This is a genomic window from Waltera intestinalis (assembly GCF_009695995.1).
GTDB lineage: Bacteria > Bacillota > Clostridia > Lachnospirales > Lachnospiraceae > Acetatifactor > Acetatifactor intestinalis.
Map to the genome: position 1 here is coordinate 24435 of NZ_VUMU01000007.1, position 12727 is coordinate 37161.

The 12727-nt window shown below is 48.0% G+C and carries 14 protein-coding genes; 9 read left to right on the top strand and 5 right to left on the bottom strand.

The genetic code is table 11. The features are described 5' to 3' along the window. Window positions 1-10 precede the first annotated feature (10 nt). From FYJ59_RS07380 to rsmA, 4 genes are read left to right on the top strand one after another with little or no spacing between them, the layout of a single operon-like run. Window positions 11-661, top strand: coding sequence for a DUF4358 domain-containing protein (locus FYJ59_RS07380; protein WP_205839485.1), 651 nt, complete (start codon window positions 11-13; stop codon window positions 659-661). A 16-nt stretch (window positions 662-677) separates the two neighbouring features. Beyond that, window positions 678-2093, top strand: coding sequence for an MBOAT family O-acyltransferase (locus tag FYJ59_RS07385; RefSeq protein ID WP_154496175.1), 1416 nt, complete (start codon window positions 678-680; stop codon window positions 2091-2093). A gap of 20 nt (window positions 2094-2113) precedes the next feature. Further along, entirely contained in the window at window positions 2114-3232 is a 1119-nt protein-coding gene (locus FYJ59_RS14280; RefSeq protein ID WP_154496177.1) for a DHHW family protein, read from the top strand. A gap of 40 nt (window positions 3233-3272) precedes the next feature. Next, complete coding sequence (rsmA, locus tag FYJ59_RS07395; protein ID WP_118692793.1) at window positions 3273-4127, top strand: 16S rRNA (adenine(1518)-N(6)/adenine(1519)-N(6))-dimethyltransferase RsmA; 855 nt, start codon at window positions 3273-3275, stop codon at window positions 4125-4127. 12 nt (window positions 4128-4139) lie between these two features. Here the strand turns inward: rsmA and FYJ59_RS07400 are convergent, their stop codons facing one another. Both FYJ59_RS07400 and FYJ59_RS07405 read right to left on the bottom strand, forming a co-directional pair. Beyond that, entirely contained in the window at window positions 4140-5216 is a 1077-nt protein-coding gene (locus FYJ59_RS07400) for an undecaprenyldiphospho-muramoylpentapeptide beta-N-acetylglucosaminyltransferase (RefSeq protein ID WP_154496179.1), read from the bottom strand. A 31-nt stretch (window positions 5217-5247) separates the two neighbouring features. After that, window positions 5248-5490, bottom strand: coding sequence for a TIGR03905 family TSCPD domain-containing protein (locus tag FYJ59_RS07405; RefSeq protein WP_022153086.1), 243 nt, complete (start codon window positions 5488-5490; stop codon window positions 5248-5250). 216 nt (window positions 5491-5706) lie between these two features. On the opposite strand from FYJ59_RS07405, the gene FYJ59_RS07410 reads away from it, so the two are divergent. The 4 genes from FYJ59_RS07410 to FYJ59_RS07425 all read left to right on the top strand — a co-directional run bounded on the left by FYJ59_RS07410 (window position 5707) and on the right by FYJ59_RS07425 (window position 9514). Then, on the top strand, window positions 5707-6474 hold the full coding sequence (locus FYJ59_RS07410; RefSeq protein ID WP_154496181.1) for a hypothetical protein: 768 nt from the start codon (window positions 5707-5709) through the stop codon (window positions 6472-6474). Window positions 6475-6647: 173 nt separating this feature from the next. Next, window positions 6648-7997 (top strand): glucose-6-phosphate isomerase, encoded by a 1350-nt coding sequence (locus FYJ59_RS07415; protein WP_022153088.1) that lies wholly within the window; start codon window positions 6648-6650, stop codon window positions 7995-7997. Window positions 7998-8082: 85 nt separating this feature from the next. After that, the gene (locus FYJ59_RS07420) at window positions 8083-9045 is read left to right on the top strand and encodes a D-2-hydroxyacid dehydrogenase (protein WP_154496182.1); all 963 of its coding nucleotides are present in this window, start codon (window positions 8083-8085) and stop codon (window positions 9043-9045) included. A 16-nt stretch (window positions 9046-9061) separates the two neighbouring features. Then, window positions 9062-9514 (top strand): GtrA family protein, encoded by a 453-nt coding sequence (locus FYJ59_RS07425; RefSeq protein ID WP_154496184.1) that lies wholly within the window; start codon window positions 9062-9064, stop codon window positions 9512-9514. Window positions 9515-9617: 103 nt separating this feature from the next. On the opposite strand, the gene FYJ59_RS07430 is transcribed toward FYJ59_RS07425, so the two are convergent. From FYJ59_RS07430 to FYJ59_RS07440, 3 genes are all read right to left on the bottom strand, one after another. Beyond that, the gene (locus FYJ59_RS07430; RefSeq protein ID WP_154496185.1) at window positions 9618-10652 is read right to left on the bottom strand and encodes a M42 family metallopeptidase; all 1035 of its coding nucleotides are present in this window, start codon (window positions 10650-10652) and stop codon (window positions 9618-9620) included. 13 nt (window positions 10653-10665) lie between these two features. Next, window positions 10666-11364 (bottom strand): 5'-methylthioadenosine/adenosylhomocysteine nucleosidase, encoded by a 699-nt coding sequence (locus tag FYJ59_RS07435; RefSeq protein ID WP_154496186.1) that lies wholly within the window; start codon window positions 11362-11364, stop codon window positions 10666-10668. Between the two features lie 208 nt (window positions 11365-11572). Next, a complete protein-coding gene (locus tag FYJ59_RS07440) occupies window positions 11573-12052 on the bottom strand; it encodes an S-ribosylhomocysteine lyase (RefSeq protein ID WP_022153093.1) in 480 nt (159 codons plus the stop codon). Between the two features lie 108 nt (window positions 12053-12160). Between FYJ59_RS07440 and FYJ59_RS07445 the strand changes: the two genes are divergently transcribed. Further along, window positions 12161-12625: a cupin domain-containing protein gene (locus tag FYJ59_RS07445; RefSeq protein WP_154496187.1), complete on the top strand. Its 465-nt coding sequence runs from the start codon at window positions 12161-12163 to the stop codon at window positions 12623-12625. Window positions 12626-12727: the final 102 nt, after the last annotated feature.

Here is a 12727-nt window from a genome sequence, read left to right on the forward strand (position 1 = left end):
GGAGAGAATTATGAAGAAAAAATTAGCATGTATGTTACTTATGGGTACTTTGGCACTGTCCATGGCGGCCTGCGGAAACGGGCAGGACAAGAATACCGGTGCTGCTACAGAGAACAGTGTGGAAAGTACAGAAGGCGCCGCAGAATCCACCGGGACGAGTGTAGAGAGCACTGAGGCGGGAAATGCCGGCACACAGCAGGAAAATGGAGATGTGGCATCGGCATTACAGAGCGCCAAAAAAGCAGTGACAGATGCGCTGGGTGATGATTACTGGCCGGATTCCGAGATCCCGGAGGAAATGCTGAATGAGACCTATGGTGTCAGTGCAGATCTGTATGATGCTTATCTGGGTGAGTGTCCCATGATCAGTGTCAATGTAGATACTTTATTGATTATTCACGCAAAAGATGGTAAGGTAGAGGATGTAGAAAATGCATTGAACGCCTATCGTGACAGTCTGGTGAATGACACGATGCAGTATCCCATGAATCTTGGCAAGATTCAGGCATCCCGAGTAGAACGGATAGGTGATTATGTATGCTTTGTACAGTTGGGCGCGGACATTTCCTCTGTGGAAGAGCAGGGGGATGAGGCCGTGATCACTTACTGTCAGGAGCAGAATGAACTTGCCCTGGAGTCTATCAGACAGACTCTGGAGTAAATGCGGAGTAGAGTGAATGGTATTCAGCAGTGTGTTGTTTCTTTTTCGGTTTTTACCGATTTTTATGATCTGCTATTTCCTGGTTCCCCGGAACATGAAGAATCTGGTTCTGTTTCTGGGGAGCCTGGTCTTTTATGCCTGGGGAGAGCCGGTCTATATTTTTCTGATGCTTTTTTCCACGATTTCGGATTTCGTATGGGGAAGGCTGATAGAGGAATATAGGGGGGAGGATCGCTCCAGGATCTTTTTGTTATGTTCTGTTGTTATCAATCTGTTTATCCTGGGATTTTTTAAATATGCCGATTTTCTGCTGCAGACGGTGAATACAGTGTTCGGAACATCGATCCCATTGCTGGGGCTTCCGTTACCCATCGGTATCTCTTTTTACACCTTCCAGACCATGTCTTACGTGATCGATGTATACAGAGGAGATACCAAAGCGCAGCGTAATATTTTACAGTTCGGTGTCTACGTGACCATGTTCCCGCAGTTGATCGCGGGACCGATCCTAAAGTATCATCAGATCGAAAAATATCTTCAGGAAAGGCGTTCTGATCTGGATGCCATCAGCTACGGAGCGAAACGCTTTGTGACGGGACTTGCGAAAAAAGTTCTTCTGGCCAACAATCTCGGACTTTTGTGGACACAGATATCTTCCCTGAAAAATGATCAGATGAGTGTGCTGATGGCGTGGATAGGAATTGTGGCATACGCTTTTCAGATCTATTTTGATTTTTCCGGATATTCGGATATGGCGATCGGACTGGGAGCCATTTTGGGATTTCATTTCCCGGAGAATTTTAATTATCCTTATATTGCCACCTCTGTTACGGATTTTTGGCACAGATGGCATATTTCCCTCAGCACCTGGTTCAAGGAATATGTATATATTCCCCTGGGCGGTAACCGCAAGGGACTCGCCAGACAGATCCTCAATATACTGATCGTATGGACATTGACCGGAATCTGGCATGGCGCAGGGTGGAATTTCCTGTTCTGGGGACTTTGGTTTGCCCTGTTTTTAATTCTGGAAAAACTGTTTTTGGGAGAGCTCCTGAAAAATGCTCCGGTGGTGTTTGGCAGAGTCTATACGCTGACAGTGGTATTGATCAGCTGGGTATTTTTCGCACTGGAGAAGCCGGGAGAGATTCTGGCATATCTGCAGGCGATGTTTGGATTAAATGGTGTTGGACTTATGAACACACAGGCAATGTTTTTGGGAAATGAGTATCTGGTGCTTCTGATAATTGCACTGGTGGCATGTCTGCCCGTCGGCAGTCTGCTGATACACAGACTCAAAAGCAGCAAGACAGGGCCAGCAATGGCATTATACCGCGTAGGTGAAAAAGTCATTCCCGCGGCATTGCTGATTTTGTCTGTAGCATATATAGTGGATGCATCTTATAACCCGTTTTTGTATTTCCGATTCTGACAGGGAAGGAGGAACCGTGTGTGGATGATAAGAGAAATGCTCTGCTGACTGTCGGACTGATATGTGCGGTTCTTTTCATTCTGGGAATCGCCGACCTGTGTAACAGTGACAGAATTTATTCTGAGACAGAGAACAGGGTGCTGGCTCCCAGACCGACATTTTCCTGGGAGAGCCTGCTGTCGGGAGAGTATGGCGACGATTACGAAGAATATATGTCTGACCAGTTTGTAGGACGGGATAAATGGGTGGGAATAAAGACCCGCGCGGATATTCTGTTTCAGAAAAAGGAGATCAACGGAGTCTATCTGGGGGCAGACCGTTATCTGATCGGGGTAAATGATCCCCAAGAATACACAGAACAGATGGAAGATTCCCGGATTGCGTCCCTGAAAAAGCTGGTAAACCGGTGGGATGCAAAAGTCATGCTGGTACCTACCGCGGATAATATTCTGACAGATAAGCTGCCCGCTTTTGCACCGCATTATGATGAGATGAGACTGCTTGCGAAGGTGAAGGAGTCTGTCGGTGAGGAGCACTATATCGATGTGTATTCCGCATTGCAGGAGCATGCGGGGGAACCGATCTATTACCGCACGGATCATCACTGGACCAGCCTCGGAGCCTATTACGGATTCCTGGCATGGGCAGACAACATGGGAAAATTCCCCTATCCGTATAATATGGCAGGCATGAAGACAGTGTCGGAGGATTTTCAGGGGACCCTGCAGTCCCGGATCAATGTGGCCTGGACGAAGGACAGGATACAGTATTTTCCTGAGACGGAGAAAAAGCCGGTATCGATCACCTATGATTTCGCAGACAAGGCGGACTCTCTGTATGCGCCGGAATATCTGGAGACCAAGAACCAGTACGGATTTTTCCTGAATGATAATCATGCCTTTATAGAGATTCATACCGGCTATAACCCTGGCAAGACGCTTTTTGTGATCAAGGATTCCTATGCGAACAGCATGATTCCGCTGCTCGCGGCGCACTATGAGACGATCTATGTGGTGGATCTTCGGTATTTTAACGGGAAACTGTTCCAGCTCATGGAGCAGTACGAGCCCGAGCAGGGCATGGATGTGCTGGTACTGTATGATTGCATTCACTTTTTAGAGGATTTTAGATTCTATTAAGGATTCACATTATTAACATAAGTAATTAAGGAGGTTTACCATGGCTTATTTGGGAATTCCCCAGAATACCATCGCGGTACTTCAGAAATACCATTTTAATTTTCAGAAAAAATTCGGACAGAATTTTCTGATAGATACGACGGTCTTAGACCGGATCATATCTTCCGCGGAGATCACGAAGGAGGATTGTGTGCTGGAGATCGGTCCGGGCATCGGCACCATGACACAGTATCTGGCGGAGCGCGCGGGCAGTGTTGTGGCGGTGGAGATCGACAAGGCGTTACTTCCGATCCTGGAGGAGACTCTGCAGGATTATGACAATGTTACGGTGATCAATGATGATATTTTGAAAGTGGATATTAACAGACTGGTGGAGGAGAAAAACGGTGGACGCCCCATTAAAGTGGTGGCGAATCTGCCTTATTACATCACGACACCGATCATTATGGGACTGTTCGAGAGCCGTGTACCGCTGAAAAGCATTACGATCATGGTACAGAAGGAAGTGGCGGATCGTATGCAGGTAGGACCCGGCACGAAAGATTACGGTGCATTATCCCTGGCGGTGCAGTATTATGCGAAGCCGGAGATCGTGGCTAACGTTCCTCCGAACTGTTTTATTCCGAGACCCAATGTCGGCAGTGCGGTGATCCGTCTGACCCGTTATGAAGAGCCACCTGTGAAGGTAAAGGATGAGAAGAAGATGTTTTCCCTGATCCGTGCTTCTTTTAACCAACGCCGGAAGACTCTGGTGAACGGTCTTGGCAATGCGGGACTTCCCGGAATTACAAAAGAATCAGCGTCAGCAGCTCTCGAACAGATGGGATTGTCACCTACCGTTCGCGGAGAGGCACTGACGCTGGAACAATTTGCACAGCTGAGTGATCTTATTTAGATTGTTAAGATGCTAATTCGTCTTTTTATCTGCCGCAGCGTTGATCAGTTCCATGATGGTCTTAACGGCATCCATCTGATGGCTTTTGCTCATGGCGTCTACATAATTCTGGCGGTTAAAGTACAGTTCATGTACTTTATCTACCAGAAGATTCGTCGTAATATCATCCTCATTCAGGACAATGGAATATCCTTGGGCTTCGAAGGAAGCAGCGTTCAACAACTGGTCTCCGCGGCTGCTGGCAGCAGGCAGGGGGATCAGGATGTTGGGCTTTTTCAGTGCCAGAAGCTCGCAGATGGCATTGGCTCCGGCGCGGGAGATCACCACATCAGCCATGGCAAAGATGTCTTTTAATTCCGCTTTGATATATTCAAACTGTTTATACCCGGGGGTATTTAATAACAGATTGTCGATCTTGTCTTTGCCGCAGAGGTGTACGACCTGGAAATCCTCTAACAGCTTCGGCAGGGCATCACGGACTGCCTTATTGACATTGGCAGCACCGAGACTTCCGCCGATGACCATGATCACAGGCTTATTCGCAGTAAATCCGCACATGTTAAGTCCCGCAAGCTTACTGCCTTCGGCCAGTTCTGCGCGGATGGGAGAACCGGTAAGGACGGCTTTGTCTGCCGGAATGTTTTTCATGGTCTCCGGGAAATTGTAGCATACCTTTTCCGCAACGGGAATGCACAGCTTGTTCGCCAGCCCCGGAGTCATGTCGGATTCATGAATGATACAGGGAATATGTAAGGAAGCTGCGGCGCGGACCACAGGAACACTGACAAAGCCTCCCTTGGAAAATACTACATCCGGCTGATAATTTTTCAGATAATTGCGTGCCTCCACGAATCCCTTCATGACACGGAAAGGATCCGAGAAGTTCTTCGGATCTAAGTATCTGCGGAATTTGCCGGTGGAGATTCCCGTGTAAGGAATATTGAAGTCAGCGATCAGCTTCTTCTCGATGCCTTCGTAGGAACCGACGTAGGCAATCTCATAGCCGGCTGCCTGCAGCGCCGGTAACAATGCAATATTCGGTGTAACGTGTCCGGCAGTTCCGCCGCCGGTCAGTACTATTTTTTTCATAAAATCTCAATGCCTTTCGGTAACCTGTTTATTATTTTGCGATCATTTCTTCCAGAGCGTGAGCCAGCTGATCGGGACAGGAGGTGGGTTTGAAACCACAACGGATCCCCTTGAGACGGCTGATGGCCTCTTCCGGCTTCATGCCCTTTACCAGAGCACTGATGCCCTGCAGGTTGCCGTTGCAGCCGCCGGTAAATTTAACGGAATCGATGACACCATCCTTTAATTCTACGTCGATCATAGTAGAGCAAGTACCCTTTGTCTTGTATATCATAAGTAAATCAACCTCTTTTCTAACAGAATCACTAAAAATTAATTATAGCAGATTTTTATGGTTTATACAATAATGTCAGAATGCTTTTCTTGTTATAAAAAATGTAGAAAGCTCATAATTTTTGTCTGACGCAGTAGAAGAATGACGATGAAAAACCGTACAAAACAGGACATATATACGTTATACTTGAGGAAACGACGGAAAGGAGTTTTGAGGATGTTTACGATATTTAAAGAAGAAAAAGTGATCACGGCGGGGATCCTGGTATTTTTATGTCTCAGCGTTCTGGTGCGTCTGATGCTGGCGTGGATGTATCATACAATGATCCGGGAGACAGACAATATGGCAACTACGGGGAACCGGCTTTTGAAACAGTGCAAGGTCAAATTCGCGAATTGTTACCAGCTAAACGGAGGCGTGTCCAATATTCCGGTGTTTGTGGACAAGTTCTTAAACCGTTTGTCTTTCGGACATTTATCCTTTGATGCATGGTATCATCTGTCCGGGCAGTGCATGCTGTTCTCGGTGATATTTGCCGGAATGGGGATCTGTAAGGGGATTTTGGACGGAAGGATGTTAGGTGAGATACTGCCTTTTTATATTGCGAGCTTCCTGGGGCTGTATCTGTATTTTTCCCTGTCGGCACTGGTGGATATCAAGGGGAAGCGGCGGGTACTGAAGACGAATCTGATCGATTATCTGGAAAATCACCTGTCCGGCAGGATCCCGGTGACGGAGCAGGACTACGTGAGACTGTATGGAGCACCGAAGCTCCCCGGCAGGCGGACTGTAGAGCTGATGCCGATCCGGGGCAGGGCAGCGCAGCCGCAGGAGATGGTTCGGGAGACAGGAAGAGAGGTGTTTTCCGCGGAACATGCGATACCCGGGAAAACGGAAGACAGAGGCATGTCTCAGCAGGATGAATCTTCAAGCGTCACGGAGGAAGAATTACAGGCACTTTTGCAGGAACTGCTTACTGTATAATAAATGGAAACGATTTCGATATACATCTTGAAAATGGAATGTAACTTTGTTAAAATAAAAACTATCTGAGGCATATTTGCAATAAAGAAAGCTTCACAAAAAGTTATGCAAATATGGATCAGAATAGTTTTGTTAAGTATGTGATATATCTGAAAGATATAAGGAGGAGCATTATGAGCAGACAAGTTACATTTGATTATTCCAAGGCTGGCTCTTTTATTTCTGAGGAAGAGATCGGTTACATGAAGAAGCTTACCCTGGATGCTAAGGAGACCCTGGTATCCAAGACCGGTGCAGGCAATGATTTCCTGGGATGGATCGATCTTCCCGTAGATTACGATAAGGAAGAGTTCGCCCGCATCAAGGCAGCAGCGAAGAAAATCCAGAGCGATTCCGACGTTCTGTTGGTTATCGGTATCGGTGGTTCTTATCTGGGAGCCAGAGCGGCTATCGAGTTCTTAAGCCACAGCTTCTACAATGTGCTGGATAAGAGTGTACGTAAGACTCCGGAGATCTACTTCTGTGGTAACTCCATCAGCTCCACCTATCTGAAGCACCTGATGGATGTAGTAGGCGACAGAGATTTCTCCATCAACATGATCTCCAAGTCCGGTACCACCACAGAGCCCGCTATTGCTTTCCGTGTATTCAAGGAGAAGCTGGAAGCTAAATACGGCAAGAAGGGTGCGGCAGAGAGAATCTATGCTACCACCGATAAGGCTAAGGGAAGTTTAAAGCATCTGTCCGATGAGGAAGGTTACGAGACCTTCGTAGTACCCGATGATGTAGGAGGACGTTTCTCCGTACTGACCGCAGTAGGCCTGTTACCTATCGCTGTCAGCGGTGCTGATATCGACAAGCTGATGGAAGGTGCAGCCAGCGGAAGAAAGCGTGCACTGGAGAATGATTTCGAAGAGAACGATGCGCTGCAGTATGCGGCTCTGCGTAACATCTTACTGCGCAAGGGCAAGAGTGTTGAGATTCTGGCGAACTACGAGCCCGCTGTTCACTATGTAAGTGAGTGGTGGAAGCAGCTGTTCGGTGAGAGCGAGGGTAAGGACAACAAGGGTCTGTTCCCCGCAAGTGTGGATCTGACCACCGATCTGCATTCCATGGGTCAGTTCATTCAGGACGGTTCCCGTGTAATGTTCGAGACCGTGATCAACATCGACACTCCGAGAGAGGAGCTTACTATTGGCGAGGAGCCTGTAGATCTGGATGGTCTGAACTATCTGGCAGGCAAGACCGTTGATTTTGTCAATAAGAGTGCTATGAACGGAACCATTCTGGCACATACCGATGGTCAGGTTCCCAACTTCATGGTAACCGTTCCCGAGGTAAATGAGTTCTATCTTGGCGAGCTGTTCTACTTCTTCGAGTTCGCATGTGGTGTCAGCGGATACCTGCTGGGTGTAAATCCTTTCAACCAACCCGGTGTAGAGAGCTACAAGAAGAACATGTTCGCTCTGCTTGGCAAGCCCGGTTACGAGGCACAGAGAGAAGAACTGCTGAAGAGACTGTAATTATTTCAAACTATTCTGAAAACCTCTGAAAGAGCGGTTTTGCGAATGGGTTCCATAGTTACGACAGATGGGAAAGGTACTTAAAATGAAGATTGTTTTACTGGAGAGAAACAGCGCCGGCACGGATGTGCCGGTGGACTGTTTTCATGAGCTGGGAGAAGTGATCAGCTACCCGAATACGGTTACCGCACAGGAAGTGGCAGAACGTGTGGGCGATGCGGATGTCATTGTCTGCAACAAGGCTCCTATGAGAGAGGAATCCCTGAAGGATTGTCCCAATGTGAAGCTGATCTGCGAACTTGCCACCGGATACGACAATTGTGATCTGGTATATTGTAAGTCCAGAGGCATCAAGGTGGCAAATGTGGTGGACTATTCCACAGCCATGGTGGCACAGCATACTTTTACGCTGGCGCTGGCATTAAGTCAGAAGCTGCCCTACTATGATGAATATGTAAAATCCGGCGCTTACAGTGCACAGGACCGTTTCTCTAATTTTGACCAGCCTTTTTATGAATTGGAAGGTAAGACCTGGGGCATCGTAGGAATGGGGAATATCGGCAGGAGAGCAGCAGCGATCGCAACGGCGTTCGGCTGTAAGGTGATCTTCTATTCCATCACCGGTAAGAGCACATGCACGGAGTATCCTCAGGTGGACAAGGATACTTTATTAAAAGAGAGTGATTTTCTGTCCCTGCATTGTCCGTTGAGTGACCTGTCCCGCAATTTCATCGACAAAGAAGCTCTCCGTAAGATGAAGAAGACGGCTATTCTCATCAATGTGGCGAGAGGTCCGGTAGTGAACAACTCCGATCTCTACGAGGCGCTGGTGGCAGGAGAGATCCAGGCAGCAGGTCTGGATGTACTTGAGAAGGAGCCTCTGGAGCTGTCCAATCCGTTAAGCAGACTGAAGGACAGCAACAAGCTGATCATTACCCCTCATCTGGCATGGGCAAGCGTGGAAGCGAGAACCCGCTGTGTGCAGGGGGTCTATGAGAATATCAAGGCATTTATGCGCGGTGAGAACCGGAATGTAGTAAATTTATAACAGAACGGAGAACAACATGATAGAAAAGATAAAAGCACTGTGGATCAAGTATGAGGAGATCATTGCATACCTGATCGTAGGTGGACTGACCACGGTCGTATCCTGGGCAGCAAAATTCCTGGCAAACTTCCTGTTATTTGACAACACAATGTATCCCACACCTTTCCAGAACATTGTATTAAGTATTATCAACTGGACGGCAGGTGTTATTTTTGCATATTTTACCAATCGGAAATATGTATTCAAGAGTCATGCACCGATGCTGTCCGAAGCACCGAAGTTCGTACTGTCCAGAGTATCCACACTGATCCTGGATATGGTAGTGATGCAGGTGCTGACCGCAGTGGGTGTAAATCTGTTGATTGCAACTGTAATCTCCGCAGTACTGGTCATCATCGGCAATTATGTCTTCAGTAAGCTGTTCGTATTCAACAAGAAAAAAGACGACGGAGCAGAAGAAGCAAAATAAGTATATTGCTTGCGAGAGTATTATAAAAGCAGTCCGGAGTTGGCAGAAGATAGAAAATCTGCCGGTCTCCGGACTGCTTTTTATGTGCATTTTATATTTGGAGTTATGCCAGATAAGCCTTTAATAATTCCAGTGTTGCGGCAACGGCATCCTTGTGGGAGCGTTCATAGCCGTGGGAAGCATAGACGCCCGGGCCGATAAGTCCGTGTCTGGCGTCGATGCCGGCGCTTAATGCGGCATCGGCATCGGAACCGTAGTAGGGATAGACATCTGCAGCGTAGTCGATATGATTGTCCTTCGCTGCCTGGATCAGGGCTTTGACTACATCATAATGATAAGGCCCGTGGCCGTCCTTGACACAGATGGATACCTGACGATCCGTGCATTCCAGACCCTCTCCGACACAGCCCATATCTACGGACAACAGCTCTTCCACATCCTCGGGAACAGAACCACAGGCACCATGGCCGACTTCCTCGAAGACGGTGATATGCTGGTAGACTTTGCGGGACAGCTTCAGATCCTCGTCCTTTACATATTTAGCAAATCCCAGCAAAATAGCGGTGCTGAGCTTGTCATCCAGGAAACGGCTCTTGATGTAGCCAGACTCAGTGATACGGGTACGGGGATCCATGCAGACGAAGGAACCGTTTCCGATCCCAAGTGCTTTTACGTCCTCTTTGGAAGATACCTTTTCATCCAGCAGGACTTCCACGGAGTCAAAAGTTCTCTCGGACTTCTGATAATCGTCGTTGACATGGATGGAAGCGTCGGTCAGCTGTACGGTACCGTCGTATACTTTACCGTCCAGCGTGTAGATACGGCAGTTTTCAGTCTCGATGTTGTTCGCGTTCAAGCCGCCTACCCTGGTCAGGCGGAGACGGCCGTTGCTCTTGATCTCAGCGACCATGCCGCCCAGCGTATCTACATGGGCCATGGTCAGAATGGCGTTGCCTTTGCCGCCGATCTCTACGAGGACACCGCCTTTTTTGGTCTTGACCGGCTTGTAGCCGAGGCGTTTGTACTCCTCGCAGAGATAATCCGTTACTTTTTCCGTGAAACCGGAAGGACTGTCGATAGCCAGCAGGGCTTCCGCCTGTTTTAAGATATATTCGATGTATTTCTTCTCTTTTTTCATAATGATATCCTTTCTAGATCCGGGGCATCATAGCCTCTACCAGTTTGGCGGAGTGGAGCGCTGCGGCCTTTTCAAACGAAGGATAATCCATCTCGGCGCTGTCATCTGCTTTATCGGAGATGGCACGGATGATGACAAAAGGAATGTCGTTTAAGTAAGCACCGTGGGCAATGGAAGCCCCCTCCATCTCGGCACAATCTCCCTGAAATTCCTGAATCAGACGAGTCTTGACCTCTTTGCTGGAAATGAACTGGTCACCGCTGACCACGCGTCCGGTATGAACGTGAATGTCAGGATTGACTTCTTTACAAGTGGAGACAGCGACTTGTGCGAGATGTTCATCTGCGATAAATTCCCGACAGCCTAACTGAGGAACCTCACCGGGCTTGTAACCGAAAATAGTGGCATCCACATCATGATGCAGCGCATCTCTGGAGATCAGGATATCTCCGATGTCCAGGGCAGCATTCAGGGAACCTGCCACGCCGGTATTGATGATAGCAGTAACTCCGAAGAGGTCTGCCAGGATCTGTACACAGAGAGCGGCATTGACTTTGCCGACACCGCTGCGGACGATGACAACGGGAGTACCGTTTAATGTGCCTTCGTGAAATTCCATGTGGGCTTTGGTAGTGATCTTGGTGGTGGTCATGTGAGCTTTGAGGGTCTCTACCTCCAGCTCCATGGCACCGATGATTCCGATTTTTTTCATGAGTGTTTTCCTGTTCTTTCTTACAATAATATAATCTATGATGCCTACGGATTGTTCCGTGCTACGCACTCCCACAATCCTACCCGGTATTCGCATATCGTGAGATTATCATCTCACTTTTATGCTCATATCGGGGCGGGTTCCAAGGTCTTTCACCCACTTATGAGCGAGCTCATGCGGGCTTAGACCTTTTAACCCTGGCATCATCTTATTCTGGATATACCAGGCGGCTGTCGTCAATGTTGTACAGCACATTATCCAGATAGCGTTTTGCCAGGTAATTTGCCATGCCCAGATTCATATCCAGGTAGTTGCCGCAGTCCTTGGGAGATGCACCGGGTACCTCGCCCTTGTAATCGCGGATAAACTCGAACATTTCCACCATCAGGGGAACGATATCCTTAGAGGAAAGGTCACCGGCTAACAGCAGGTAGAAACCGGTACGACATCCCATGGGTCCAAAGTAGACGGTCTTGTCTTTGTATTCCGGATGATTACGCAGGAAGGTCGCACCCAGATGCTCGATGGTGTGAACTTCTGCGGTATTCATCACCGGCTCCTCGTTGGGACTGGTCATGCGCAGATCGAAGGTGGTGATGACTTCTGCTCCGATGTGATCCTTGCGGGATACATAGACACCGGGCTGCAGCTTGATATGGTCAATGGTGAAGCTGGCTATTTTTTCCATAATATTCTCCATTCCGCGCCATGCAGTACTTTTGCAATTGCGCTTTTTCTCTGCATAGTATACACTAATTTCATGGAAAAAGAAATAGTCGGAGAGAGGAAAGCATTTATGAAACATTCAGCGGAATATTATATTGAACATCTGGAAATGGAACCCCATGTGGAGGGTGGCTATTTTAAGGAATGTCTGTTGGAAAAGGAAGACAGAGATCTGTGGAGCAGCATTTATTTCATGCTGGCAAAAGGAGAGGTGTCCCACTTTCATCGCCTGAAATCGGACGAGGTATGGTATTACCATGACGGTAATGCACTGACCATTTATATGATCGATGAAGAAGGAAAGCTGACAGCGGCAAAGCTGGGACTGGATCTGGAGAAGGGAGAAGTACCCCAGGTACTGGTCCCGAAGGGAAGGATCTTCGGTTCCGCCATGGAAGAGGAGGGCTTCAGTCTGGTAGGATGTATGGTGTCACCCTGTTTTAAATATGAAGAGTTTGAACTGTTTGATCGGAAAGAACTGCTGGAAAAATACCCGGAACACCGGGAAGTGATCCTGAGGCTGACCCGTGAGTAAGTGCTTACGTTCGCAGAGTAGCGCAATAAAGCGTTGCATTCTGTCGATTTGTGTGTTATACTGGCTTCGTATGTGAATAGCCGCATGCAATTAGGATTTATG

Coding starts and splice junctions, on each gene's coding strand:
- FYJ59_RS07380 (WP_205839485.1), top strand. CDS start 11: ATGAAGAAAAAATTAGCATGTATGTTACTTATGGGTACTTTGGCACTG.
- rsmA (WP_118692793.1), top strand. CDS start 3,273: ATGGCTTATTTGGGAATTCCCCAGAATACCATCGCGGTACTTCAGAAA.
- FYJ59_RS07385 (WP_154496175.1), top strand. CDS start 678: ATGGTATTCAGCAGTGTGTTGTTTCTTTTTCGGTTTTTACCGATTTTT.
- FYJ59_RS07410 (WP_154496181.1), top strand. CDS start 5,707: ATGTTTACGATATTTAAAGAAGAAAAAGTGATCACGGCGGGGATCCTG.
- FYJ59_RS07420 (WP_154496182.1), top strand. CDS start 8,083: ATGAAGATTGTTTTACTGGAGAGAAACAGCGCCGGCACGGATGTGCCG.
- FYJ59_RS07440 (WP_022153093.1), bottom strand. CDS start 12,052: ATGGAAAAAATAGCCAGCTTCACCATTGACCATATCAAGCTGCAGCCC.
- FYJ59_RS07405 (WP_022153086.1), bottom strand. CDS start 5,490: ATGATATACAAGACAAAGGGTACTTGCTCTACTATGATCGACGTAGAA.
- FYJ59_RS07445 (WP_154496187.1), top strand. CDS start 12,161: ATGAAACATTCAGCGGAATATTATATTGAACATCTGGAAATGGAACCC.
- FYJ59_RS07415 (WP_022153088.1), top strand. CDS start 6,648: ATGAGCAGACAAGTTACATTTGATTATTCCAAGGCTGGCTCTTTTATT.
- FYJ59_RS07425 (WP_154496184.1), top strand. CDS start 9,062: ATGATAGAAAAGATAAAAGCACTGTGGATCAAGTATGAGGAGATCATT.
- FYJ59_RS07430 (WP_154496185.1), bottom strand. CDS start 10,652: ATGAAAAAAGAGAAGAAATACATCGAATATATCTTAAAACAGGCGGAA.
- FYJ59_RS07435 (WP_154496186.1), bottom strand. CDS start 11,364: ATGAAAAAAATCGGAATCATCGGTGCCATGGAGCTGGAGGTAGAGACC.
- FYJ59_RS07400 (WP_154496179.1), bottom strand. CDS start 5,216: ATGAAAAAAATAGTACTGACCGGCGGCGGAACTGCCGGACACGTTACA.